General features: G+C 29.7%; 27 protein-coding genes and 6 pseudogenes. 20 read left to right on the forward strand and 13 right to left on the reverse strand.

What is annotated here, in order from left to right:
- Positions 1 to 72 precede the first annotated feature (72 nt).
- From ACZ1HD_RS01845 to ACZ1HD_RS01870, 6 genes are all read left to right on the forward strand, one after another.
- Positions 73 to 600 carry a YiiX/YebB-like N1pC/P60 family cysteine hydrolase gene (locus ACZ1HD_RS01845; protein ID WP_472689435.1) on the forward strand — a complete coding sequence of 176 codons (528 nt, stop codon included), beginning with the start codon at positions 73 to 75 and terminating at the stop codon, positions 598 to 600.
- Positions 601 to 667: 67 nt separating this feature from the next.
- A complete protein-coding gene (locus ACZ1HD_RS01850) occupies positions 668 to 997 on the forward strand; it encodes a DUF2200 domain-containing protein (RefSeq protein WP_472688487.1) in 330 nt (109 codons plus the stop codon).
- A gap of 119 nt (positions 998 to 1,116) precedes the next feature.
- On the forward strand, positions 1,117 to 1,848 hold the full coding sequence (locus ACZ1HD_RS01855) for an AAA family ATPase (protein ID WP_472689436.1): 732 nt from the start codon (positions 1,117 to 1,119) through the stop codon (positions 1,846 to 1,848).
- Complete coding sequence (locus ACZ1HD_RS01860; protein WP_472688488.1) at positions 1,829 to 2,374, forward strand: hypothetical protein; 546 nt, start codon at positions 1,829 to 1,831, stop codon at positions 2,372 to 2,374. Before ACZ1HD_RS01855 ends, ACZ1HD_RS01860 begins: the two co-directional genes overlap by 20 nt.
- A gap of 169 nt (positions 2,375 to 2,543) precedes the next feature.
- The gene (locus tag ACZ1HD_RS01865) at positions 2,544 to 2,924 is read left to right on the forward strand and encodes a hypothetical protein (RefSeq protein ID WP_472688489.1); all 381 of its coding nucleotides are present in this window, start codon (positions 2,544 to 2,546) and stop codon (positions 2,922 to 2,924) included.
- Positions 2,915 to 3,457 carry a helix-turn-helix domain-containing protein gene (locus tag ACZ1HD_RS01870; RefSeq protein ID WP_472688490.1) on the forward strand — a complete coding sequence of 181 codons (543 nt, stop codon included), beginning with the start codon at positions 2,915 to 2,917 and terminating at the stop codon, positions 3,455 to 3,457. The genes ACZ1HD_RS01865 and ACZ1HD_RS01870 overlap by 10 nt, the downstream gene beginning before the upstream one ends.
- Positions 3,458 to 3,700: 243 nt before the next feature.
- Here the strand turns inward: ACZ1HD_RS01870 and recJ are convergent.
- Positions 3,701 to 5,385, reverse strand: a pseudogene (recJ, locus tag ACZ1HD_RS01875) (single-stranded-DNA-specific exonuclease RecJ).
- 18 nt (positions 5,386 to 5,403) lie between these two features.
- Positions 5,404 to 5,828 (reverse strand): annotated as a pseudogene (locus tag ACZ1HD_RS01880) (OsmC family protein).
- An 80-nt stretch (positions 5,829 to 5,908) separates the two neighbouring features.
- Between ACZ1HD_RS01880 and ACZ1HD_RS01885 the strand changes: the two are divergent.
- The 3 genes from ACZ1HD_RS01885 (at position 5,909) to ACZ1HD_RS01895 (ending at position 7,654) form a co-directional block, all read left to right on the forward strand.
- Positions 5,909 to 6,499, forward strand: a complete 591-nt coding sequence (locus ACZ1HD_RS01885) for a carboxymuconolactone decarboxylase family protein (RefSeq protein ID WP_472688491.1) — start codon at positions 5,909 to 5,911, stop codon at positions 6,497 to 6,499.
- Between the two features lie 209 nt (positions 6,500 to 6,708).
- Complete coding sequence (locus tag ACZ1HD_RS01890) at positions 6,709 to 7,122, forward strand: hypothetical protein (RefSeq protein ID WP_472688492.1); 414 nt, start codon at positions 6,709 to 6,711, stop codon at positions 7,120 to 7,122.
- Positions 7,123 to 7,348: 226 nt separating this feature from the next.
- Positions 7,349 to 7,654 carry a hypothetical protein gene (locus ACZ1HD_RS01895; RefSeq protein ID WP_472688493.1) on the forward strand — a complete coding sequence of 102 codons (306 nt, stop codon included), beginning with the start codon at positions 7,349 to 7,351 and terminating at the stop codon, positions 7,652 to 7,654.
- 25 nt (positions 7,655 to 7,679) lie between these two features.
- On the opposite strand, the gene ACZ1HD_RS01900 is transcribed toward ACZ1HD_RS01895, so the two are convergent.
- The 5 genes from ACZ1HD_RS01900 to ACZ1HD_RS01920 form a co-directional block, all read right to left on the reverse strand.
- Positions 7,680 to 9,407 carry a M28 family peptidase gene (locus ACZ1HD_RS01900; protein WP_472688494.1) on the reverse strand — a complete coding sequence of 576 codons (1,728 nt, stop codon included), beginning with the start codon at positions 9,405 to 9,407 and terminating at the stop codon, positions 7,680 to 7,682.
- A gap of 34 nt (positions 9,408 to 9,441) precedes the next feature.
- Positions 9,442 to 10,014, reverse strand: a complete 573-nt coding sequence (locus tag ACZ1HD_RS01905; RefSeq protein ID WP_472688495.1) for a uracil-DNA glycosylase family protein — start codon at positions 10,012 to 10,014, stop codon at positions 9,442 to 9,444.
- 5 nt (positions 10,015 to 10,019) lie between these two features.
- Positions 10,020 to 10,589 carry a hypothetical protein gene (locus ACZ1HD_RS01910; protein ID WP_472688496.1) on the reverse strand — a complete coding sequence of 190 codons (570 nt, stop codon included), beginning with the start codon at positions 10,587 to 10,589 and terminating at the stop codon, positions 10,020 to 10,022.
- A complete protein-coding gene (locus ACZ1HD_RS01915) occupies positions 10,568 to 11,380 on the reverse strand; it encodes an FAD-dependent oxidoreductase (RefSeq protein WP_472688497.1) in 813 nt (270 codons plus the stop codon). The genes ACZ1HD_RS01910 and ACZ1HD_RS01915 overlap by 22 nt, the downstream gene beginning before the upstream one ends.
- 74 nt (positions 11,381 to 11,454) lie before the next feature.
- Positions 11,455 to 11,796 (reverse strand): HopJ type III effector protein, encoded by a 342-nt coding sequence (locus ACZ1HD_RS01920; protein ID WP_340931442.1) that lies wholly within the window; start codon positions 11,794 to 11,796, stop codon positions 11,455 to 11,457.
- 130 nt (positions 11,797 to 11,926) lie between these two features.
- On the opposite strand from ACZ1HD_RS01920, the gene ACZ1HD_RS01925 reads away from it, so the two are divergent.
- The 4 genes from ACZ1HD_RS01925 to ACZ1HD_RS01940 are packed head-to-tail and all read left to right on the forward strand — an operon-like array spanning position 11,927 to position 13,343.
- A complete protein-coding gene (locus tag ACZ1HD_RS01925) occupies positions 11,927 to 12,397 on the forward strand; it encodes an RNA polymerase sigma factor (protein ID WP_472688498.1) in 471 nt (156 codons plus the stop codon).
- A 26-nt stretch (positions 12,398 to 12,423) separates the two neighbouring features.
- Positions 12,424 to 12,834: a hypothetical protein gene (locus ACZ1HD_RS01930; RefSeq protein WP_472688499.1), complete on the forward strand. Its 411-nt coding sequence runs from the start codon at positions 12,424 to 12,426 to the stop codon at positions 12,832 to 12,834.
- Positions 12,835 to 12,859: 25 nt separating this feature from the next.
- Complete coding sequence (locus tag ACZ1HD_RS01935) at positions 12,860 to 13,171, forward strand: hypothetical protein (RefSeq protein ID WP_472688500.1); 312 nt, start codon at positions 12,860 to 12,862, stop codon at positions 13,169 to 13,171.
- A 37-nt stretch (positions 13,172 to 13,208) separates the two neighbouring features.
- Positions 13,209 to 13,343, forward strand: coding sequence for a hypothetical protein (locus ACZ1HD_RS01940; protein ID WP_472688501.1), 135 nt, complete (start codon positions 13,209 to 13,211; stop codon positions 13,341 to 13,343).
- A gap of 66 nt (positions 13,344 to 13,409) precedes the next feature.
- On the opposite strand, the gene rsmI is transcribed toward ACZ1HD_RS01940, so the two are convergent.
- Both rsmI and ACZ1HD_RS01950 read right to left on the reverse strand, forming a co-directional pair.
- Complete coding sequence (rsmI, locus tag ACZ1HD_RS01945; protein WP_472688502.1) at positions 13,410 to 14,087, reverse strand: 16S rRNA (cytidine(1402)-2'-O)-methyltransferase; 678 nt, start codon at positions 14,085 to 14,087, stop codon at positions 13,410 to 13,412.
- Between the two features lie 60 nt (positions 14,088 to 14,147).
- Positions 14,148 to 14,506, reverse strand: a pseudogene (locus ACZ1HD_RS01950) (cupin domain-containing protein).
- 182 nt (positions 14,507 to 14,688) lie between these two features.
- On the opposite strand from ACZ1HD_RS01950, the pseudogene aspS reads away from it, so the two are divergent.
- From aspS to ACZ1HD_RS01970, 4 genes and pseudogenes are all read left to right on the forward strand, one after another.
- Positions 14,689 to 16,446 (forward strand): annotated as a pseudogene (aspS, locus tag ACZ1HD_RS01955) (aspartate--tRNA ligase).
- Between the two features lie 122 nt (positions 16,447 to 16,568).
- Positions 16,569 to 16,697 carry a DUF6503 family protein gene (locus tag ACZ1HD_RS01960; protein ID WP_472689437.1) on the forward strand — a complete coding sequence of 43 codons (129 nt, stop codon included), beginning with the start codon at positions 16,569 to 16,571 and terminating at the stop codon, positions 16,695 to 16,697.
- A gap of 50 nt (positions 16,698 to 16,747) precedes the next feature.
- Entirely contained in the window at positions 16,748 to 17,200 is a 453-nt protein-coding gene (locus ACZ1HD_RS01965; protein ID WP_472688503.1) for a DUF6503 family protein, read from the forward strand.
- Positions 17,201 to 18,976 (forward strand): annotated as a pseudogene (locus tag ACZ1HD_RS01970) (chloride channel protein).
- 438 nt (positions 18,977 to 19,414) lie between these two features.
- Here the strand turns inward: ACZ1HD_RS01970 and ACZ1HD_RS01975 are convergent.
- Together ACZ1HD_RS01975 and glpQ are read right to left on the reverse strand one after the other, a co-directional pair.
- Complete coding sequence (locus ACZ1HD_RS01975; RefSeq protein WP_472688504.1) at positions 19,415 to 19,639, reverse strand: hypothetical protein; 225 nt, start codon at positions 19,637 to 19,639, stop codon at positions 19,415 to 19,417.
- A gap of 1 nt (position 19,640) precedes the next feature.
- A complete protein-coding gene (gene glpQ / locus ACZ1HD_RS01980) occupies positions 19,641 to 20,474 on the reverse strand; it encodes a glycerophosphodiester phosphodiesterase (RefSeq protein WP_472688505.1) in 834 nt (277 codons plus the stop codon).
- Positions 20,475 to 20,668: 194 nt separating this feature from the next.
- On the opposite strand from glpQ, the gene ACZ1HD_RS01985 reads away from it, so the two are divergent.
- Positions 20,669 to 20,908 carry a hypothetical protein gene (locus ACZ1HD_RS01985; protein WP_472688506.1) on the forward strand — a complete coding sequence of 80 codons (240 nt, stop codon included), beginning with the start codon at positions 20,669 to 20,671 and terminating at the stop codon, positions 20,906 to 20,908.
- Here ACZ1HD_RS01985 and ACZ1HD_RS01990 read toward each other — a convergent pair whose 3' ends face one another.
- Positions 20,909 to 21,886, reverse strand: a complete 978-nt coding sequence (locus tag ACZ1HD_RS01990; RefSeq protein WP_472688507.1) for an endonuclease/exonuclease/phosphatase family protein — start codon at positions 21,884 to 21,886, stop codon at positions 20,909 to 20,911.
- A 328-nt stretch (positions 21,887 to 22,214) separates the two neighbouring features.
- Between ACZ1HD_RS01990 and ACZ1HD_RS01995 the strand changes: the two genes are divergently transcribed.
- Both ACZ1HD_RS01995 and hflX read left to right on the forward strand, forming a co-directional pair.
- Positions 22,215 to 22,337: a hypothetical protein gene (locus ACZ1HD_RS01995; RefSeq protein ID WP_472688508.1), complete on the forward strand. Its 123-nt coding sequence runs from the start codon at positions 22,215 to 22,217 to the stop codon at positions 22,335 to 22,337.
- Between the two features lie 400 nt (positions 22,338 to 22,737).
- Positions 22,738 to 23,948, forward strand: a pseudogene (gene hflX / locus ACZ1HD_RS02000) (GTPase HflX).
- Positions 23,949 to 24,005: 57 nt separating this feature from the next.
- On the opposite strand, the gene ACZ1HD_RS02005 reads toward hflX, so the two are convergent.
- Positions 24,006 to 25,124 (reverse strand): CNNM domain-containing protein, encoded by a 1,119-nt coding sequence (locus ACZ1HD_RS02005; RefSeq protein WP_079738032.1) that lies wholly within the window; start codon positions 25,122 to 25,124, stop codon positions 24,006 to 24,008.
- Positions 25,125 to 25,172: the final 48 nt, after the last annotated feature.

The raw sequence follows: 25,172 nt of genomic DNA on the forward strand, positions 1-25,172 counted from the left end.
AAGAAAGAGTTTAAACTACAGCAAGGAGATTTATTATTTCAAAATACAGGAACAGACGAAATAGATAATGCTATAAAAGATGTAACTGCAACCTCTAAAGCTAAAAATTATTCTCATGTTGGTATTGCAATGCAAGAAGATGATAAATGGTTTGTGGTAGAAGCAATTCCGAAAATAGGAATTAGCAAAACACCGATAACTGAATTCTTGAATCGAAATAAAAATAAGCAAGACAAATCTCAAACTACAGTTGCAAGATTAGATAGTATGTATCAGCCTTATATTTCTAAAGCAATTAATTACGGAATCGAAAGAATTGGCACACCTTATGATGCAGTTTTTTTATGGGATGATACTTCTTATTACTGTTCTGAATTAGTTTACAAAATGTTTTCTTCTCAAAATTTGTCAAAAGAAGATTTGCCTTTTCTTACACATCCTATGACGTTTAATGATAAATCAGGTAAACCAATGGCAAGTTGGGTAAAGTATTATGAAGTAAGAAATCAACCAATACCAGAAGGAATTGAAGGTACAAATCCCAATTTAATGGCAAGTAGTTCTAAAATTACATTTGTACACGATTATGAAAAAGAATAAAAGGATTGTTTTAATTTAAATCTACAAACATGAAAGTTACACGTAAAAAAATGAAAAAGTAGCCAATATGGTTTTCGCAACTATTTATCCGCTTTATTGGAATAGATTAGAAAAAAACGGACGAACGAAAGAAGAATTTCATCAGGTTTTAGAATGGTTAACTGGTTTTAATGAAGAAAGACTACAATCTTTAATCGAAGAAAAAGTAACCTTTAGAACTTTTTTTGAACAAGCAGAAATGAATCCGAATGCACATTTAATAAAAGGAGTTGTTTGTGGTTATAGAATTGAAGAAATTGAAGACGAATTTGAAGTCTATAAAAAATGTAGACAAATGGAAAAGTTAATAGATGAACTTGCTAAAGGAAGAAAAATGGAGAAAATTTTACGTTCTTAAATATTAAATAGATTTTTCTTTTTGAATTTATTTACCTTGCAATAAAAAGCTACAATGCCAAAAAACCTGAGTTAGAACTTGCTTTACAATTTATAGAAAAGACAGACCGTAATTTATTTATTACCGGAAAAGCAGGAACTGGAAAAACTACATTTTTACATAAAATAAAATCAGATTCTCTTAAGCGAATGGTAATTGTTGCGCCAACAGGTGTTGCTGCAATAAATGCAAAAGGTGTTACTATTCATTCTTTTTTTCAAATGCCATTTGGTCCTATATTACCAAATCAAATAGCAAATACTAATCAACAACGTAAGTTTTCTAAAACCAAAATAGATATTATTAAGTCTTTAGATTTAGTAATTATTGACGAAATTTCTATGGTTCGTGCAGACTTGTTAGATGGTATCGATCAAGTAATGCGTCGTTATAAAAATAGGAATAAAGTATTTGGTGGTGCACAGGTTTTAATGATTGGAGATTTACAACAATTAGCACCAGTTGTTAGACCAAACGAATGGAGTTTGTTGCAACAGCATTATAATACAGTGTACTTTTTTAGTTCTAAAGCGTATCAAGAAGCAAACGTTGTTTCTATAGAATTAAAGCATATTTATCGTCAGAAAAACGAAGATTTTATTAAGATTTTAAATGAAATTAGAACCGATACTTTGTCAGATGAATCTGCTAAAATTTTAAATAAAAATTACAATCCATCTTTTTCGCCAACAAAAGACGATGGTTATATAACCTTAACAACTCATAATAATAGAGCCAATTTAATTAACAATTCAGAATTAAATAAAATAAAAAATAAGAGTTATTATTTTGATGCAGAAGTATCTCGGTAAGTTTAACGAGAATTCATATCCAAATTCAGAAAAATTAGAATTAAAAATTGGTGCACAGGTAATGTTTATCAAAAATGATTCTTCGCCGAGAAAAAGATATTTTAACGGTAAAATAGGTATCGTAACAGATATTTCTAGAGAAACGGTAACAGTGCATTGTGGTGATGAATTAGATGAAATTGTTACAGAAAGAGAAAAGTGGGAAAACATCAATTACTCAATAAATGAAGAAACTAAAGAAATAAAAGAAGACATTTCGGGTTCTTTTTCTCAGATTCCGTTACGATTGGCTTGGGCAATTACAATTCACAAAAGTCAGGGTTTAACTTTCGACAAAGCAATTATAGATGCAGAAGCATCTTTTGCACACGGGCAAACCTATGTTGCCTTAAGTAGATGTACTTCTTTAGAAGGTTTGGTTTTAAAAACGCCAATTACCAGCAACGCAATTATTAACGATAGAACCGTAAGTGTTTTTAATGAAAGTGTAGAAGAAAATCATCCGAGACGAAACTGTTTTAAATAATTCTGAAAAGGAATTTCAATTAAATTTAATTGCAGAATTATTCGATTACCAACCATTTTTATATCCAACCACTCGATTAATCGATATATATTACAAAAATAAAACAAGCATAAAAGGTGATGTTATCGACCATTTACAAACAATAAAAGACGATGGAGTAGTAGCTTTAATGAAAGTTTCTAACGGCTTTAAAAGGCAATTATCAGAAATATCAGAAGACAATATTCTACCGGAAAACAGCTCTCAAATTCAAGAGCGTTTTACAAAAGCTGTAAATTATTTTTTAAACCAAACTAAAAACAACATTTTAAAACCATTAAATACCATTGCATTTTCTTCGGATAATAAATCGGTAAAAACAGATTTTAAAAAGCAATTTGATGCACTTCAAGAAAAATTATTAGAAAAACTATTTGCTTTAAATAAAATGACAGAAAGCTTTAAGGTAGATAAATATTTAGAAGTTAGAGCAAAAGCAGTTTTGCAAAAATCTGCACCCACAGCAAAAAAGAAAAAATATCGAACAGAAAAGACCCTTTGTTGGCGCTAAAATTACGTGAATTAAGAGATGAAATTAGAGTTGCAGAAAATATACCAGCATTTCAAATATTTACACAAGAAACTCTTTATGCAATTTGCGAGAGTTTACCAAGAACCGAAAAAGAGTTGCTTAATGTAAAAGGAATGGGTAAAACACGTGTTTCTAAATACGGAGAAGAAATTTTAGAAGTTATAGAAACATATTGCAAAGAAAATGGCATTAATAAGCAAAACGAGCAAAAAAGAGAAGACAAAAAACCAACCAAACAAATCACTTTAGAGTTGTTTAGATCGGGGCTTTCGGTTAAAGAAATCGCTAAAGAACGTAGCTTAACAACCAATACAATAGAAAGTCATTTGGCAAGTTATATTCCTTCCGGCGATGTCGATATTTTAGAGTTAATTCCGTTAAAAAAATATAAAAAATTAGTAGACGAGATTGAGAAAATAGAATTTAAAAGCCTAACAGAACTTAAAGAAAAAGTAGATAAATCGTTTTCTTATATGGAGTTACGAATGGTTTTAATGACAATAGAAAAATAATTTTTTAATTTTTTTGTAAGTTTTTACAAAGTTATACGTCTAAACAATTATGATAAGAAACTTCTTATCATTTCTTTTTCATAGCAATTTTCCCACTTCTTCTTAGAAGTGGGTTTTATTTTTTTAGAAGCTATTTCCTGCTTTCACTGCTCGCTTTTTTTATTCCGAAAAAGAATAAAAAAGAGCTCAAACAAGCCGTTCAATCAGGGCTAAACTTGTTTGCAAAATTTAGTTTTTTGCGAGTTACTTTAAGTCTTTTAAAACCAATTGTATCGATTTGTGTCCGTTCCATTCATTCTCATCTAAGGCATAAGCAATATCAAAATCGTTTTTAACGTGCTCAATTTTATTACCCAAACCAAAACCAATAGCACCAAAAGTTTGTGTATTATCTCCCTGAAAAACATTTAATTTCAAATGACTTTTATCTGCACCAACTTGTTTACCATAACCATTATCTCTAACGCAAGTAGAAACAAATGTTGGTTTCATGTTCATTGGACCAAAAGGCGCCATTTGTTCGATAATTCTAAAAATTTTGGAGTAATTTCAGATAATTCTATTGTGGCATCCACAGAAATTTCTGGAGTTAATAATTCTTTATCAATTGTATTTTTTACAACTTCTTCGAACTTATTTTTAAAATTCTGATAATTTTCTGGCAATAAAGTCAAACCGGCTGCATATTTATGTCCGCCAAATTGCTCTATAAATTCTTCGCATTCATGTAATGCATTGTAAACATCAAAACCTTTTACCGATCTTGCAGAAGCAGCTAATTTATCGCCACTTTTTGTAAAAACTAAAGTTGGTCTGTAATAGGTTTCTATTAATCTAGAGGCAACAATACCGATAACGCCTTTGTGCCAATCTTCTTGATAAACAACAGATGTAAAACAATTTTCTTCTTCATTATCAATAATTTGAATTAAAGCTTGATCTGTAATTTTTTTATCTAAATCTTTTCTGTCGGCATTAAAAATTTCTATCGCTGCAGCAAATTCTACTGCCGAGTCAAAGTCCATTTCTGTTAATAATTCAACAGCATAATTACCGTGTTTCATTCTTCCGGCAGCATTAATTCTTGGTGCAATTATAAAAACCACGTCTGTTATTGTAAGCGTTGTTTTTTTGGTTTGATGAATTATTGCTTTAATTCCGTTTCTAGGATTTTCATTAATAACTTGCAAGCCATAATATGCCAAAACCCTGTTTTCGCCATTCATAGGTACAATATCTGCAGCAATTGCAGTAGCAACTAAATCTAAATAAGGTATAAAATCTTCTATGTTTTGGTTTCTTTTAGAACCCAAAGCCTGTATCAATTTAAAACCAACGCCACAACCACAAAGTTCATCAAAAGGATATGTACAATCGTCTCTTTTAGCATTTAAAACCGCAACAGCTTCTGGTATTTTATCACCAGGTTTGTGATGATCGCAAATTATAAAATCTATGTTTTTTTCTGATGCGTAAGCAACTTTTTCGATTGCTTTTATACCGCAATCTAAAGCTATAATTAAAGAGAAATCATTGTCATGCGCAAAATCAATTCCTATATAAGAAACCCCATAACCTTCTGCGTATCGATCTCGAATATAAGTTGCAATATTAGTATGAATAGTTTTTAAATAAGAGGCAACCAAAGAAACTGCAGTTGTACCATCAACATCATAATCACCATAAATTAAAATGTTTTCATTATTGGCAATTGCTTTTTCTATACGGTCTACTGCTAAATCCATATCCTTCATTAAAAAAGGATCGTGAATATCTTCTAAACTAGGACGAAAAAAGCTTTTTGCTTGGTCAAAAGTTTCAATATTTCTTTGACAAAGTATGGTAGCAATTGTTTTATTTACTTGTAAATCTTTTGCTAATTTTTCTACTTTTTCTTTTTCTGGATTTTGCTTTAGCGTCCATCTCATAGCAATTTTTTCTACTTTTTATAAATTATGCAAATGAATTTCTATCTCTACATCTGCAAATTGACGAAACATTTCCATAACACCGCAATACTTTGTAACCGATAAATTTACCGCTTTTTGTATTTTTTTGGCTGTAATTCTGCATCAGAAAAATGATAATCTACTTTTACTTTATCGTAAAATTTTGGATGTTCGTCTGTTAAATTTGCTGTAACCTCAATTTTAAAATCTGCAACTTCTGCATGCATTTTAGTTAATAAAGAAACTACATCTAAACCAGAGCAACCAGCTAAAGAAGACAACATTAATGCTTTTGGTGCAAAACCAACTACGTCTCCGTTATCTTGCGATTTATCAAACATTGTAAATTTATGCCCACTTGGGTTATCAGTTTCAAATTGCGATTTCTGTGTCCAAACCGTTGTAACTGTATTTTTAATCATAAAATCTATTTTTTAAAAATGAAGTATTAAATTGTGCTTTAATACAAATGTAAGCACAAATTAATTAAAGATATAAAAATATGGCATTAGTAACTCCTCTAGAAGCAGAGCACGATTTAGAAACAAAAAAGTTAGCAGAATTTTTTAATGAAACTTTAGGTTTTTGTCCTAATTCAGTATTAACAATGCAGCGTAGGCCTGCAATATCAAAAGCTTTTATCAATCTAAATAAAGCAGTTATGGTAAACGAAGGCAAAGTAACTTCTGCGTTAAAAAGAATGATTGCTTGGGTTTCTAGTAACGCTACTGGTTGCAGATATTGCCAAGCACATGCAATTAGAGCTGCAGAGCGTTATGGTGCAGAACAAGAGCAATTAGATAATATTTGGGAGTATAAAACGCATCCTGCTTTTACTGATGCAGAAAGAGTAGCATTAGATTTTTCTTTAGCAGCATCAATGGTGCCAAATGCTGTAGATGCAAAAATTAAAGAAGAATTATATAAATATTGGAACGAAGGAGAAATTGTAGAAATGTTAGGTGTAATTTCTTTATTTGGCTACTTAAATAGATGGAATGACTCTATGGGAACAACCCTAGAAGAAGATGCAATTGAAAGTGGCGATAAGTACTTAGGAAAACATGGTTTTGAAGTTGGTAAACATGTTTAATTTTAAAATTATGTAGAAACTTTTTATATTTACAAAAAGAAAGCCTTTTCAAATAATACTGAAAAGGCTTGTTTTTTAAAATGTAAAGGTCCCCCAACCTCTTCAATTTAATTTCAAATTTAGTCAAATAAAGAAGGTTATTATTGCAAATTTCACAAAATGGCAAATTATATTTTGTAAAATTTGATAGAAGTGAATGAAAGGATAGAATGAATAAGGCAGAAGAAAGATTATTTAAGTTAATTAGAGAAAACTTACCAAAAAATGTCTCTTTAATAGAAGACGTTGCTAGTGTTTTAGATATAAATTACGATGCAGCTTACAGAAGAGTTAAAGGTAAAACAGCACTTACTTTAAACGAAGCGCTTGTTTTATCTAAACACTACAATTTAGATCTTAAAAATTTATCATCAGAAAATTCATCAGAAAATAAGGTGATAAGTGTAGAGAAAACCCACGGTGAAATTTCTATAGATTTCTTATACAATTATTTTAATACTTGTAATATTGAAATTCAGGCAGTACTAAATTCTAAAAAAGGAAAAATTATAAGTTGTGCAAATGATCTACCTTGTTATTATATTAATAATAGTATTTTAAAAAATTTAGAATATATCTGCTAGTAAGTATGTTGCCAAAAAAGAGAATGTTAAAACAATTTCTTTTGCTAATTTCAACCCTTCAGATACCATTTTAAATGCTTATGATTCTTTTGTAGATAATTATAAAAAAGTAGCTTTAATAGAAATTTGGAACGATTTTACAATAGATAATTTAATAAACCAAATAACTTACTTTTTTGAAATTGGCTTATTAAAAGAAGATGAAGCTATAGCAATTTTAGAAGGATTGGTAAATACATTACAGCAATTAGAACAACAGGCTAAAAATGAAAAGAGAGCGGTAAACGATAATACTTTTAAATTATATTGCAATAATCTTATCTCTTTATCAGATACTATCTTTATGCAAACAGATACTTTAAAAAAAGCATTTGTGCCCTATACTAATCTAACTTATTTTAAAGTAACAGATATAGAAACTAGTGCTCAAGTAGAAAAACATTTAAATAAACAACTGCAATATTCTACAAATATTTCGGCGAAAGCTCTGTTGCTAGAAAAATGTTTTTTAATAAAATGTATCAAAAAATAGAAAAGAGCAAACAAAAATTAATGCTTTAATTTTTTGTAAGCTTAAATATAATAGTTTTAGATATCGAATCTATTAACTTTTTAGAACGATCGATTTCTTTAGTAATATCATTTTTATTGATAACTAAATCTGTTGTAGTTTCTATTGATTTTTGATACCAATTATTCCAAGCAGTAATAATTTCTATTTGCGTTTCTAGAGATTGATTGTTGTTTATAGCTATCTTACTTTGCTTAAGTTCTTCATTAAGTCTATTTTTTGCAGCGGTTTCAATTTCATTTATAATTGATTTTGCTGTTTTCGCATCAGCATTTAGTAAAGTATATGCGGCAATTAATGCTGTTGTTCCTACATTTTTAAGAGTCGTTTTAGAAACTTTATCAATTCTGTCATTATCTGTATGGTAAAATTGATCTGTAAAGTGCCAAAATAAAACACTCGGTATATTTTCCCTTAAAAAAGGAACGTGATCACTACCACCTTCAAAAGGATTTGTACTTACTTGCCAATTAGCAAGTTTACCTTGAGCTTTAAATTTATTTATTAAAAAGTCATTTAAATAGTGCGGTTTCATTTGGTCTAAACTCATTTTAGAACCACCCCATTCTGTGTGTTTATCATTTCCGCGTGTCCAGATAGCACTCGGATCTCGCATTTTTTCGATAAGGAAAACTCCGCCAGTTTTATCAGTATTCTCACCAACCATATCTAAAGAAATTCCCCATTTTATATTTTTTGCTCTAATAGAATCTTCTTGAACATATCTTCTTGTAGAAACAATTTCATCACCCCATAAAAAAGTTAGGGTTCTTTTAGGATTATAGCTTTTTTCTTTTATGAATTTTGCTGTTAAACTTGCCATTTCTAGAGCAACACCAACCCCGGTAGCATTATCATTGGCGCCAGGTTCTTGTATGTGCGCACTAAATACCAAACGTTCTTTAGGTCTTTCTGTACCTTTAATATCTGCTACAATTGTTAATTCTTCGGATGGATAAATTTTAGTTTCTACGTTTACATTTAAAGTTACTTTTCCTTTTTCTAAAGACTTTTTTAAGCGTTCTTTAGCTTCAAAAGAGAGTGCAATTGCCCAAGGTTTATGAACGGTATCTAAAGGAATTGATCGAAACTGAATAGAAGTTTTGTTTTTTTCTCGTTGTAAATAATCAGGATTATTATAGGTTAAAATTCCGGCTGCTTTGCCATCAATAATTGCTGTCTTAAAAATTCTATACGGACTTGTTTCTGCAAATACTATTTTACCTTTTACATCTGTTTTAGCAAGATTTTTTACATCTTTAATATACACAACATCAGCTTCAATTCCTTTTTCTGGTGTGCTATAAGAGTTTAATGCAATCATGTTTCTATTGGTTGCGTGCTCTAACAAATAAGTAGCATCTCCTTTAATTTTTACGTTAGCATTTACAGATTCCCAAGTTGATCTTTTTAAAGGTCTTTTTTCTATTCTATAGGTTAATAAATTACTTTCGGTAGCCTTTTCTTCTAAAGTAAAACCTGCTTTTTCTAAGTTTTTAGCAATATTAAAAACACTTTCGTTAAAGCCGGTATTACCAACTACACGCCAATATTTTTCTACAAAAGCAGTTGTTTCGTAAGCTAAATCTCCTGTAAATTCTTTATTAATTACATCAGAATAATTATCAGTAGAAAGTATAACAACTTCACCTTCTTTTTTACAATTGATTATAAGTATTGATACTAGTAAAAAGGCAACTATTTTTTTAAGCATAACTCTAAATTTAGAAGTTATAAATGTAGTTTTTTTATTTGATAATTTTAGAAACTGTTTTTTGTAAGGTAGGGATTACATTTTTTTCAAACCAAGGATTTTTTGTTAACCAAAATCGATTTCTTGGCGAAGGATGCGGAAGCACAAAATAGCTTGGTAAATACTCTGGATAATTATCTACCGTTTCTGTAAGTGTTCTTTTTGCTTTTTCTTTTAAGTAATAATTCTGCGCATACATGCCTATTAAAATAACCAATTCTAAATTTGGCATAAAATCGAATAATTGTTGATGCCATTGCGGAGCGCATTCTTTTCTTGGAGGTTTGTCGCCTGATTTTCCTTTTCCTGGGTAACAAAAACCCATCGGAATTATGGCAAATTTTTCAACATCATAAAAATCTTTATCAGTAACATTTAACCACTTACGTAATTGTTTCCCGCTTGCATCATCCCAAGGAATTCCGCATTTGTGCACTTTTGTTCCGGGAGCTTGCCCAATAATTACAATTTTCGAATTTTTATGAGCGGTAACAACAGGATTTGCTCCTAAATCTAGATGAGGTTCGCAAATTCTGCAATTTTTTATTTCTGATAAAAGTTGTTTCACGTATATTAATCTGAATCTTTTAGCATCGACTTTAAATCGCTAGCAAAAGAAGGATATGTGAAAATAAGCTTTTTAAATTCTTTAGTCGTCATTTTTTGATGAATTGCCATCGAAAAAATATTAATGCATTCATTTGCCTCTGCGGATAATAAATGAGCACCAACAATAACTTTTGTTTTATCATTTACAATTATTTTATAAGCATACAAATCTGCATTTTCTTTTTTTGCATTGTAAAAGTGAGATGCATCGCCTTTAAAAACTTTGATAGCATTATATTGCTCTTTAGCTTTTTCTTCTGTTAAGCCAACTGTTGCCAAATTAGGATTTGTAAATACGACAGAAGGTACCAGCGGATTGCTAAATTTTTTTGAATTATTTTTTAAAATATTGTTACCAACAATATAGCCTTGTAAACCAGAAAGCGTTGTTAATGGTAAAGATTTGCTAGAAACATCGCCACAAGCATATACATTTTTATTGCTATTACTTTTAAGATAATTATTTACTAAAACACCAGTATTGTCGTTTTTAATATTTGCGTTTTCTAAATCTAATAAATTTGTTGCTGGCACCCGACCGAAGTATTAAAAACTACGGTAGATTTAACCTTTTTTATCTTGTTATTATGTTTAAAATGAACCCTAAAATTTTTTCTAAGTTTTTCTACGGAATCAATTTCTGCCTCAAAAATGAAATTAATACCACTTTTTTGCATTTTATCTATAAGTTTTTTAACCAAAAAAGGTTCGAATTGAGACAATGCCATTTCACCTCTATCAATAACTGTAACTTTGCAACCAAGTGTAGCCAAAAGATAAGAAAACTCCATACCAACATAACCGGCGCCGATAAAAGTTGCAGATTTTGGTAACTTTTTTAGATTGAAAAAATCATTAGATGTTTTTAAGAAATTAACACCTTTAAAGTTTAGTTTTCTTGGTGTTAAACCAGTTGCAATAACAAACTTATCTGCAGAAATTAACTTTCCTTCAACTAAAAGTTCATTTTTACTTTTAAATTTTGGAGTTTGATGGTATAAATCGATGCCTAATTCCGTTAAATTTTCTTCGGTTTCTTTAGGAACTTTTTTTACAAAAGAATCTTTAAACTTTAAGATGTCTTTCCAACTAATTTCTGGAACTTTTTTAATACCTAAACCTTTTAAATCTGCTGTTTTTTTTAGAATATCAGCAAACTGAAGTATTACCTTTTTAGGATCGCAACCTCTAATAGCGCAAGTGCCGCCAAAGGCTTGTTTGTCTGCAATAGCAACTTTTAGTCCGTTTTTGGCACAAATTTTAGCTGCTGTTTGTCCTGCAATTCCGCTTCCTATTACAAAAACGTCGTAATGTTTAGATTCCATAAAATTAGATTTTCATCAAAAATAGAACAGAATAAAACCTAAGTTTAATGCAATTACTAATTTTATGAACTTGTTTACTTTAAAGTTAATGCCTCACTTTCGAAAGTTAAACCATCAAAACCTGTGTTCATAAAGTTTCTAATGTTTTGGTGAGAAGTACCGTTTGCATCCTCTAAAACATTTTTATAATGTTCACCAAAACAAAATAAAGTTTCTTCTTTTGTCAATTTTTGAAGTTTTGCAAAAGCAAATAATTTACAAGAACCAGCATTTTCACCTGCTTTATTTTCGATAGTTCCGTTTTTAAAAGCAGTTGGTGTAAAATTATAGTTGTCTTCTATTACTTGCATTGTATCAGCAAATAATATAGCGCTAGGATTCGATTTTAACTTTGTCTTAAATTCTTGAATGATCATTTTTTTGTTTTTGAATGAAATAAGATTATCAAGTCAAAAATACTATAAGTAAAATCAAATTTTTAAGAATTTTCAAATAAAAACCAAATCGTTGTTATAAATATATCTACTTTAACGTTATATATATAGAATGACCAAACAAGACTTTAAACATAGCGTTTTTCCATTATCAGAATTGCTATTTCCTATGGTAAGTAGAATGTTGGGCAGTACTTCTAAAGCAGAAGATGCAATACAAGAAATAATGATAAAATTATGGCACAAGCGCAAACAGTTAAGTAAACATCCTAATATTAAGGGTTTTGTAGTCTTAACTGCTCGTAATTATTGTTTAGATTTATTAAGAAAAAAGAAAGTTTTACTAGAAGATTCTTCGGATGTTTTAAAATTAGTAAAATCTACAAATGAGCATCTAAATTTAGAATGGGAAGAGTTGAATAGCCACATAAGTACAATTTTAAAAACGATACCAGAGCAACAGAAAGAAGTATTTATAATGAGAGATTTAGATGGTTTCGATTTTGAAGAAATAGCTGCCGCATTACAAATTAAAACCTCGCATGTAAGAGTTTTACTCTCTAGAGCCGAGAAAACAAATTAGTACAACCTTAGAAAAAACATACAGTTATGAAAGAGGAAAATATTAAAAACTTAGTAGAAAAATATAAGTTAGGTAATACTACTTTAGAAGAAGAAGCTTATTTGTTTGATAGTGTAAATAATACCGAAGAAGGATTAGGAAATTGGGCAAATTTTGTAAAAACTAACAAAAAAGTTGCTCCAAATAATTTTAATGATAAACTATGGAATTCTTTTGAACCTAAAATAGCAAACAAATACAGTTTTAGATATAAATTTTTTGGAGCTGTAGCTTCTGTAGCGGTTTTAATTACGTTAGCATTTTATAGTTTTTCTAATAATAAGCAGAGCATTGAAGAAAAAGAACTTTTACTTAATGAAGCAAGAAGTATGTTTACTAATAATGAAACCATCATTTTTGAAGACGAATTGATAATTGTGTATACTAAACAAGAATAAAAACTAAATTAAAATAATAAATATCATGAAAAAAATAACCATCTTATTAGTACTATTAATGGCGTGTAATTTTACTGCTTTAGCTCAAAATGCAAATAAGAAAAACTTATATGTAAAAGTAAAAGATGATAAAAAGCCACTAATTATAGTAGACGGAAAAAAGTTTGAGTTTCCTGTTGAGTTAATAGATCAATCTCAAATAGAATCGATGCATATTTTAAAAGGAGAAAAGGCGTTAGCTGAATATAATGCGCCAAATGGAGTCATTATAATTAATACAAAGCAGTATAAATCTATAGATTGGTCTGATAAAGAAAAAAGAGAAATTATTAACTAAAGACACTAAAAAGGAGCCGCTAGTAATTATAGATGGTGTGGTTTCAAGTAGAAAAGTTTTAGACTCTTTAGCGCCAAGATATATTGAAAAAATGGAGGTTTTAAAAGGTGAAAAAGCTTTGAAAAAATATAATGCGCCAAATGGTGTGATATTAATTACAACGAAGAATTAAGAATTTTATTAAGCGATAATTAAAAACCTCAATAAATAATTTTTCTATTTATTGAGGTTTTTAGTTTTATTTAGATGATTTTCCTTCAACAATTACTACAATTTCTCCTTTTGGAGGTTTTTTTGTAAAATGAGCCAAAACCTCAGTTGCGGTTCCTCTTACAGTTTCTTCAAACATTTTTGTGAGTTCTCTTGAAACAGAAACTTGTCTTTCTGCTCCAAAATATTCTATAAAATGGCCTAAAGTTTTTAACAGTTTGTGTGGCGATTCGTAAAAAATCATGGTTCTTTTTTCTTCGGCTAAAAAAAGAAAACGAGTTTGTCTTCCCTTTTTTACGGGTAAAAATCCTTCGAAAACAAATTTGTCATTTGGCAATCCGGAGTTTACTAGTGCTGGTACAAAAGCTGTTGCGCCAGGTAAACACTCAACATCAATATTATTTTCTACACAAGCTCTAGTTAGTAAAAAACCAGGATCTGAAATTGCAGGTGTTCCGGCATCAGAAATTAAAGCACACGTTTCTCCGTTTTGAATTCTTTGTACAATTCCTTTTACAGACTTGTGTTCGTTGTGCATATGATGACTGTGCATTTGCGTAGCAATTTCAAAATGTTTTAATAATTTGCCACTTGTGCGTGTATCTTCTGCTAAAATAAAATCTACTTCTTTTAAAACTTTTATAGCTCTAAAAGTCATGTCTTCTAAATTACCAATTGGTGTTGGTACTAAATATAATTTACTCATTGTTTTTAATCGTTTCTTAATTATCAGTAATCAAAAAGAAAAACTAATAACAGTTTATTGTTAAATAGACTCATACGTTTCAACAGTAATATCTGCAATAACATCTCCGGTGTGTTTTATATTTAAAGGTTCAAATAAAACAACATGTACTTCTTCTTTTGCAATAGGTTTGTGTTCTACACCTTTAGGTACAATATAAAATTCTCCTTGGTTTAAAGTTACTGTTTTATCTCGTAATTCGATATCTAGAGTTCCTTTTATAACTAGAAAAAGTTCGTCTTCATTGTCGTGTTTATGAAAAACAAATTCGCCTTTTAATTTTGCCAATAATACTTGTTGTCCGTTTAATTGACCAACTTTTTTGGAGACCATAAGTCTTGAAACAAGTTAAATTTTTCTTGAATGTTTATTACGCTCATAAAGCAAATTTACAAAGAATAAGACGGATTTTGCGTTACCGATTGTAGCAATTGTTTGAGCTCTTTTGAGGTACGAAAAAAGCGAGTGCGAAAAGCGGGCCATTTCTGATAAGAAATGAACGCCCAAAAAACCAATATTAATAGGAAATTGTTTAATTTTGCATCTTAAATTTTTAGAAATAATGTATAGAAGTAATTCTTGTGGCGAGTTAAGAGCATCGCATATAAATACAGAGGTAACCTTAGCGGGTTGGGTTCAAAAATCACGTGATAAAGGTTTTATGGTTTGGGTAGATTTACGTGATAGATACGGAATTACTCAGCTTATTTTTGATGAAGAACGCACGCCAAAAGAAATGATGGATAAGGCAAAATCTTTAGGTAGAGAATTTGTAATACAAGTTACAGGAACGGTAATAGAACGTGAATCTAAAAATACAAACATACCAACTGGTGAGGTAGAAGTTTTGGTTTCTAAATTAGAAATTTTAAACGAAGCAAAATTACCACCATTTACAATTGAAGATAAAACGGATGGAGGAGAAGACATTCGAATGAAATATAGATACTTAGATATTCGAAGAAACCCTGTTAAAGACAGTTTAATTTTTCGTCATAAAGTAGCAATGGAAGTTCGTAAATACTTGTCTGATCAAGAATTTATAGAAGTCGAAACGCCATATTTAATAAAGTCTACGCCGAAGGCGCAAGAGATTTTGTTGTACCTTCTAGAATGAATCAAGGGCAATTTTATGCATTACCACAATCTCCACAAACATTTAAACAATTGTTGATGGTTGGTGGAATGGACAAATATTTTCAGATTGTAAAATGTTTTAGAGACGAAGATTTACGTGCAGACAGACAACTGAATTCACACAAATTGATTGTGAAATGGCGTTTGTAGAACAAGAAGATATTTTAAATATTTTTGAAGGATTAACACGTCATTTACTAAAAGAAGTAAATAATGTAGAGGTAGATAAATTTCCAAGAATGTTGTATGATGATGCAATGCGTTTGTATGGAAACGACAAACCAGATATTCGTTTTGGTATGGAGTTTGGCGAGTTAAATGCTGTTACACAACACAAAGATTTTGGTGTTTTTAATTCTGCAGAATTGGTAATTGGTATTGCAGTTCCTGGCGGAAACGCATATACAAGAAAAGAAATAGATAATATTATAAAGTGGGTAAAGCGTCCGCAAGTTGGTGCTTTAGGTATGATTTACGCACGTGTAAACGAAGACGGAACATTTAAATCTTCTGTAGATAAATTCTATGATCAAGAAGATTTAGCAAAATGGGCAGAAATTACAGGTGCAAAACCAGGTGATTTAGTATGTGTATTGTCCGGAGAAACAAACAAAGTAAGAGCACAAATGTCTGCTTTAAGAATGGAGTTAGCGGAACGTTTAGGCCTAAGAGATCCTAAAGTATTTGCGCCACTTTGGGTAATCGATTTTCCATTATTAGAATTAGATGAAGAAACTGGGCATTACCACGCAATGCACCATCCATTTACTTCGCCAAAACCTGGGCAATTAGAATTGTTAGATTCTAAACCAGGAGAAGTAAAAGCAAATGCGTATGATTTAGTTTTAAACGGAAACGAAATTGGTGGAGGTTCTATTAGAATTCACGACAAGCAAATTCAAGCGACTATGTTGAAGCATTTAGGTTTTTCTGAGGAAGAAGCGAAAGCACAGTTTGGTTTCTTAATGGATGCTTTTGAATACGGAGCGCCACCTCACGGAGGTTTGGCTTTTGGTTTAGATAGATTGGTTGCTATTTTAGGCGGACAAGAAACAATTAGAGATTTTATTGCGTTTCCAAAAAATAATTCGGTCGAGATGTAATGATAGATGCACCGGCTTTTATAGACGATGAGCAACTAACAGAATTAAGTTTGAAATTAAATATTCAAGATAAAGAATAAAATTAGAAATCCCGCTTTTGCGGGATTTTTTATTACTTTTAAGTTATGAAAAACTTAGCTACATTTTTTTACTTTTAGTATCGATAACTCTACTTTCTCAAGAAATTACTGGAGATGAACTTTTGGAGAAAGCAATTAATTTTCACGATCCAAATGGTAATTGGTCTACCTTTTCCGGAGAATTTTTTGTAACGATGGAAACCCCAAAACGAAGTCCTAGAAAAAGTAGAATCAGAATTAATTTGCCGTAACAATACTTTTTTTAAAAGCAGCAAGAGATACAATTATTACAGAATATGCAGTGCATAAAACAGATTGCAGTTTTGCTATTAATGGTAATACAAATCCATCCGAAGCACAAAAAAAGAAATACAGTTTAAATTGCGAACGTGCAAAATTCATGAAAAACTATTACACTTATTTGTACGGTTTGCCAATGAAATTACAAGATAATGGTACAATTATCGATCAAAAAGTAGCAAAGAAAACTTTTAAAGGAAAAGACTATTTGGTGTTAAAAGCAACTTACAGTAAAGAAGTAGGTAAAGATACTTGGTACTTTTATTTTGATCCTAAAACGTATGCAATGCAAGTGTATCAATTTTTTAAAGATGTGACCAAAAATGATGGTGAATACATTATACTTTCTAATTTAGAAACCGTAAATGATATTAAAATGCCAAAAGCAAGAGCTTGGTATTTTAATAAAGACAATACTTATTTAGGTACAGATTTTCTATCTATTAAAAACTAAATGCCGAACAAATATAAAATACTTAAAAAGGTTTTAATTTGGAGATATAAATATATTTCTGAAAGACAGTTTATTTATGTTTTAAGTGTTTTTGTGGGTTTTTTAGCAGGTATTGGAACTTTCATATTAAAGTATTTAACCTTTGTAATAGAAGATTTATTAGAAGGAAATTTAATAAAAGATTACCATTATTCGTTGTACTTCATCTTTCCTATAATTGGTTTGTTTTTAGTGTACTCTATTAAAAAGTTTATTATTAAAAAAGAAATTGGGCACGGTATATCTACAACATTGCATTCTATTTCTAAGAAAAACGGAATTATAGAACGTTACAAAATGTTTGCTTCTTTAATAACAGCACCGTTAACAGTTGGTTTTGGTGGTTCTGCAGGTTTACAAGGGCCTGCGGTAAGTACTGGTGCGGCTTTGGGATCTAATGTTGCTAGATTGTTTCATATGAATGCAAAAACCAGATTGTTGTTAATTGGTTGTGCAACTGCTGGTGCAATGTCTTCTATGTTTAAGGCGCCTGTAGCTGCTATTATTTTTGCAGTCGAAATTTTTAGTTTAGATTTAGCATTTGCATCTTTGGTTCCGTTATTGTTAGCATCAGTTTCGGCAATAATTACCTCTTATTTTTTTGCAGGAACAGATGTTTTGTTTGGGTTTAAGTTGGTAGATGTCTTTCAAGTAAAAGATATTCCTTTTTATATTGTTTTGGCTTTCTTTACAGGAATAGCATCTGTATATTTTTCTAAAATGTATTTTGCAATAACACGTTTTTTCGAGCGATTTTCGAGTCCGTTTAAAAAATTGATTATTGGCGGTATTGCTATTGGAATTATGTTGTATTTAATTCCGCCTTTATACGGTGAAGGTTATGGTTTAATAAATAGTTTATTAAATGGTAATACAGCAAATGCTTTAAAAGATATACCTTATAATGTAGATTTAAATAACGCATATATGGTAGGTTTTATGTTGTTGATAATTGCCATTTTTAAAGCAATTGCAATGACAACCACATTTGCTGCTGGCGGAGTTGGAGGCATCTTTATACCAACAATATTTATGGGTTCTGTGTTGGGTAATGCAATAGCTAAAATTATCAATCAATTAGGTTTTTCTGTATCAGAATCTAATTTTACATTAATTGGTATTACAGGTTTAATGGCCGGAGTTTTACATGCACCCTTAACCGCAATTTTCTTAATTGCAGAAATTACCGGTGGTTACGATTTATTTGTACCATTAATGTTGGTTGCTGCTATTAGTTTTGCTTTTACAAAATACTTTATTTCTAACTCTATTTATACGGTAGAGTTGGCAAAACGAGGGGAATTAATTACGCACAACAAAGACAAAAATGTTTTAATGATGATGCGAATAGATACATTAATAGAAAAAAACTTTATACCAATTACACCGTAAACTACATTTGGCGGAATGTTGAAAAATGCAGTGGCAAAATCAAAACGTAATATTTTTCCGGTTTTAGACAACGAAAAACGCTTTTTAGGAATTGTATTACTTGATGATGTTAGACCAATGATGTTTGATCAATCACAATACGAAACAACTTTTGTTTCAGATTTTATGAAATCTGCACCAGCAATAATTTTTCATAATGACTCGGTAGAAAAAGTGATGCAAAAATTTAAAGAAAGCAACGCATGGAATTTACCCGTTGTAAAAAACGAAAAATATGTTGGTTTTATCTCGAAATCGAAATTATTAACCGCGTATAGAAATAAATTAATAGAAGTTACTAATTAGTTTTTTTAGAAGCAATTGCCTGCTTTCTGCTATATCTTTTTATTATTAATTTATTCATACTTCACAAATTAATAATAAAAAGGATGCCGCTTCAATCAGGGCTAAAAAGCTTGCCAAAGCTATAGTGGTTTTAAGAAGACCATTCCTCTTTTATAGAAATCCATTCTTTTTGAGATTTCATTATCGGCTTTTGATGTGTTTCGCCTGTTTTTAAGCAAGAAAATATAAGAAAGATTAATTCTAAATCCTCTTTATTTGAAAGCAATACACTACTAATGTTTTTTTCTTTAGAGGAGAAAAAAGATTCGTCTATTTCTGCAATTTTAACTTCGTTTTTAAAAATAGATTTTTTGTCAAAATAGTGAATTTTAACCTCAAAATTAGAGTCGTTTAATTGAAGTTTAAAAATTGAATTTTGCTTATTACCGGAAATTAAAACTAGTTTTTTCCCTTTTTTAGTTTCAATTTCATAAGAAATTCGCCATTTCCGAATTTAAATTTCTTGGTAATTTTATAAATAATTTCTTCTTCTGTATTGTAAATTTCTGCGGTTGTTTTACCAAATTCTAAAAACCAACTAGAAAAAAATGCAAACTCATCTTCAGTATTATAAATCTGTAAATTATTTGTAGCATGACTAATTTTATAAACAAGTTTATCCATATTAATTATTAGAGTTTATAAAGTTTACCATTTTATCAGGAAAATCGGTGAAAGCACCGTCTATATTTGCTTCATAAATTAAGGTTTGCATCATTTCTTCGAACGTAGAAAATTCATCTAAAGCATCTGCTCTAAATGTATAAGGATGCACTTTTAAATCTAATTGATGTGCATCAGAAACTAAAGAAGTAAACAGCCATTTACCATCAACTTTTTTATCTAAAATTTGTTTGTACCAAGGCCCAATTCCGTCGGCATAACTTGCAAAATGATTTAACTGCTTAGTTTCTTCAGTAAATTCTATCAATTGCACCAAAAACAATTCAGACTTTAAATCTTTTCTAATTCGTTCTAATTCCTTAGCATCAAAACATTGTAAAATACAATTGTCTTTTTTTGTTGTGTAGCCATAATCAGTAAGAACTTTTAAAACAATTTCTGTTAGTTTTTTGCCTTCATTTTTATGAAATTCAGGAGCTTTAATTTCTGGATAAATTCCGATATTACTGCCAGTAGAAGCATTTAAACCTTGTATCAATTCTATTTCTTGTTGCAAAGAATGTAATTTAAAGTTACCTGTTTTGGAAGGAAATCTGTCTTTATAAACTTGATTGCCAGTTTTTGGGTTAAAACGCTCGTAAACATTAAGAGTTTGCAATTCATCAAAAGTAAAATCTATTACATAAAACCTATTATCTTGTCTTTTTCTATGAGGAAACTTTATTGCAACATCTGTAACATCATCCAAATAAATATCATGAATAACAATAGGAACATCATCTTTACTAAGTACTAAATCTTGCTCTATAAAATTTGGTTTCATTGCGTAAGCCATGGCTTTAGACTCTAGCGTATGTTCGGCAAATAACCTGAAGCGCCTCTGTGAGCAATCACAATTTTGTTATTCATTTTAAATTTATTTTTGTTTGAAGTGCAAGAAATAAGTAATAAACCAAGTAAAAATACTAAAATCGATTTCATTTTTAATAAAATTAGAAATTAAAGATAGAACTTTTGTAATTTTGCAACATGAAATTAGCGTTAAAAATAATGTTTGTTATCTTTTTAGTTTGGATGGCATTAGGAGCATATTTAATTAATATAGAACACGAAAAAGCCCAAGTTGTAATGGGGTTAGGCGTTTTGTACTTATCTTTTATATTTATGCCAATATTTATTTATTTTAGATATAAAGATGGAAAATATAAAAAGTATATTATTAATGATGAAAAACTAAGAAGTGCCTTTAAAAATGTAGGTAAAGAGTAGTTAGTCGTCTTTTTTCTTAAGAAAAGCATATACCGGAAAATGATCTGAAAATCCGCCTTGATACCAAGGACCAATATAAGTTCTAAACGGGCTACCTTTTAATTTTCCTTTAAAAATCTTTAACCATTCTTTATTAAATACTTCTGCGTGTTTAAAGTAAAGTTTTCCTTCTTTCTTTTCTGTGAAATTTTTAGAAAATATAATCTGATCGAATAAATTCCACTTACCGTCATAGGTTAAAGAACCCAGCTTTTCTCTGTCTAAAATAGTTTCCATCGGATTTATAAAATCATCAGAAACCAAGGTTTTTACACTTTTACTTGTTGGGTCGTCATTAAAATCTCCCATTACAATTATTTTTGCATCGTAATGTTTGTCTTTAATGTCTTTTATAATATTTCTAGCAGTAATTGCTGCGGTAACTCTTTTGTGTTCTGTTTCTGCTGCACCTTCTCTTCTAGAAGACCAATGGTTTACAATTATATGTACAAGTTCGCCATGTAAATTACCGCTAACTTTTAAAATATCTCTAGTATAATCTCTTTCGCCTTCGTCATCTTCTAGAAAAACTGGGAATGTTTCTGATTTTAAAAATTCAAAAACTCTTTTATTGTATAACAAGGCAACATCAATACCTCTTTCGTCAGGAGAATCATAATGTGCAAAACCATAATGATGCTTTTTTAAGTTAGAAGAATTTATTAAATCTCTAACCACCTTAGCGTTTTCTACTTCAACCAAACCAACAATTGCAGGCGGATATTTAGATCTGTTTAAACCTAGTTGAGATATTACAGAGCCTAATTTTTTAATTTTTATTTTATATCTTTTGTATGTCCATTTTCTTTTTCCATCACTTGTGTAATCATCATCAAAAGTTTTAGGATTGTCTTCTGTATCAAACAGATTTTCTACATTGTAAAAACCAATTGTTGTAATTTTTTTACTTTGTTTAGAAGACTTAATCGAAGGAAACATATAAATATTTTAATGGTAAAAGTAACAAAATAATCTACAGACTTTACATTAAATTAACTAGTGATTTTATCGAATTAAAATCTAAAAGCTATTTGTATTGTAGTATTGATATCAAACTGTGGTTTTTAGTGATAACTCACTTTAAATTTTAATTTTTTTAATAAAATATAAGCAATATTTCTTAAGTGTTAAAACAGGTGTAATTAACTGATTACTAACTTAAAAAAGTTGTTTTTATAACATTTTATTTTGATTTTTTTCGAACTCTTAAACTAATTTTACAGTGCAAGTTAGCAACACAAAAAAAAGAAATTTTAAAAAATTAATCATGAAAAAATTAGCAATTGTATTTTTAGTAGCAGTATTGACAAGTGTATCTACGTTTTCTAACAACAATGACGACGTGAAAGAAATCGATTTAAAATTAAGAAAAAAATTATCGAATTATTAGGAAACTATAAAGGAAATCTAGACTCAAACATAAAAACTACTGTAGACTTTATCATAAACAAAAAAGGAGAGATAATTGTTGTATCTGTAGATTCTAAAAAACCGAATGTAGCTTCTTTCATAAAAAATAGATTAAACTACCAAATAGCATCTATAGAAAAATTAGAAATTTTAAAAACATATAGAGTGCCTGTAAAATTTTTAAAACAAAACTAAATTAACAAAAATTAAAGGGTTTCTTAATGTAAAGAATACATAGTTCTTTTATTATTAAGCTACTTTTGTTGCGCAGAAAACGTTGTAAACTTTCTGTTTTGAATTTGAATTAGTAATATAAACCTTAGCTTTTGCTAAGGTTTTTTTAGCCTAAAAGACAAGAATTGTTTGTATTTTTGCATTCTATGATAGACGCAAAAGAAGCAATTTCAGAAAAAGCAGTTTTAATTGGTGTAATTACACAGCAACAAAACGAAACACAATCTGATGAATATTTAGATGAACTAGAGTTTTTAACACAAACTGCCGGCGGTGTTGTTGTTAAACGCTTTGTGCAGAAAATGGAAAGACCAAATCCGAAAACTTTTTTAGGAGCTGGTAAGCTAGAAGATGTTAAAGATTTTATACATGCCAATGCAATTGGTACAGCTATTTTTGATGATGAATTATCGCCTGCACAGTTAAGAAATATCGAAAAAATTCTTGATTGTAAAATTTTAGATAGAACCAATTTAATATTAGATATTTTTGCGCAAAGAGCACAAACTAGTTCTGCAAAAACACAAGTAGAACTTGCCCAAAGCGAATATTTGTTACCTCGTTTAACAAGACTTTGGACACACCTTGATAAACAAAAAGGTGGTATTGGAATGCGTGGACCTGGTGAAACAGAAATTGAAACTGATAGACGTATAATTCGTGATAAAATATCCGTATTAAAAAAACGTCTAAAAACAATAGACAAGCAAATGGCGATTCAAAGAAAGAATCGTGGTAAGATGGTAAGAGTTGCTTTAGTAGGTTATACCAATGTTGGTAAATCTACACTTATGAACGTGATTAGTAAAAGTGATGTTTTTGCAGAAAATAAATTATTTGCAACTTTAGATACAACAGTTCGAAAAGTGGTTATAAAAAACATTCCTTTTTAATGACAGATACTGTTGGGTTTATTAGAAAATTGCCAACACAATTGGTAGAATCTTTTAAATCTACTTTAGATGAGGTTAGAGAAGCAGACTTGTTATTGCATGTTGTAGACATTTCGCATCCTAATTTTGAAGATCATATTGCATCTGTTAATACAATTTTAGATGATATTAAATGTGCAGATAAACCTACCTTAATGGTGTTTAATAAGATTGATGCTTACGAGCATGAAACAATTGATGCAGATGATTTAGAAACAGAAAAAGGCAAAGAGCATTATACTTTACAAGACTGGAAAAAAACTTGGATGAACGATAAAGAAGTAGAATCAATATTTATTTCTGCGCTAAATAAAGAAAATTTAGATGATTTTAAAGACAAAACGTACGAAGAAGTAAAGAAAATACATATTCAGCGTTTTCCTTATAACGACTTTTTATATTACGAATATAAAGAGGAAGAATAAAAACAATCCTACTGCGAAGTATTGCAGTAGGATTTTTTTATGTTTTCATTTTAAAGATTATTCTTTTGAATCATCTTCTTTTATAATGCCCATTCTTTTTGCTCTGTTTTCCCAAGATTTTCTTGCTAAAGCTTGTAAATCTGCAACAGAATCACTTTCATCCATAATTTCTAAACCAAGTAAAGTTTCTATCACATCTTCTTGAGAAACAAGACCGCTAACAGAACCATATTCATCTACTACAAGTGCGATGTGTTCTTTCTCTTTGATTAGTTTGTCAAACAAATCTGGTATAGATAATTCTCTTTCTGTAACAACAATATCTCTTTTAATGGTAGCTAAAGTTTCTTCGCCTTTACCATTAATAATTGCTTCCAATAAATTATCTTTTAAAAAGTAACCTGTTATTGCATCTGGATTTTCAGAAAATACAGGAATTCTAGAGAATCTTAATTTTTTATGATCGTTATAAAAAGAACTTATTGTTTGAGTTTCATCTGCGGTTTCTATTACAGATCTCGGTGTCATTACATCATTTACTTTAATTTCTTTAAAACCAAGTAAGTTTCTAATAACTTTACTTTCATTTTTCTGAAAAACACCTTCTTTTTCTGCCATGTCTGCCATTACTAAAAAGCTTTCTCTACTTAAAATACTTCCATGACCTTTGCCACCAATTAACTTTGTTGTTAATTGTAAAATCCATAATATTCCTGTCCATTTCAACGGAAAAATCATTATGTTTAAAGCTTTAGCTGTAAAATTAGCAAGTTGTTTCCAGTAAGTAGCTCCAATGGTTTTAGGTATAATTTCTGATGCGACTAGAATTAAAATTGTCATTATAGTAGAAACTAAACCAACCATTACATCTTCTGTAATTTTAATGCCAAATACCGTTTTTACATCTGTACCATACATTTCTGCGTAAGCAACTTTTGCTTGCACACCTACTAAAATTGCACCAACAGTATGTGCAATGGTGTTAATAGTTAAAATAGCAATTAAAGGTTTATCAACATCTTTTTTAAAAGTTTCTAATTGCGTAGCATATTGTTCACCTTCACTTTTTTTAAGATTGATAAAAGTTGGTGTAATACTTAACAGTACAGCTTCTAAAATAGAGCATAAAAAAGAAAAGAAAATAGAAATTGTTGCAAAAATTATTAATAAAGTCATGTATTATTTATTTGAGATGCTAATTTACACAAAATAAAAAAACCTCAA

Source organism: Polaribacter sp. HA6-7 (genome assembly GCF_055693625.1).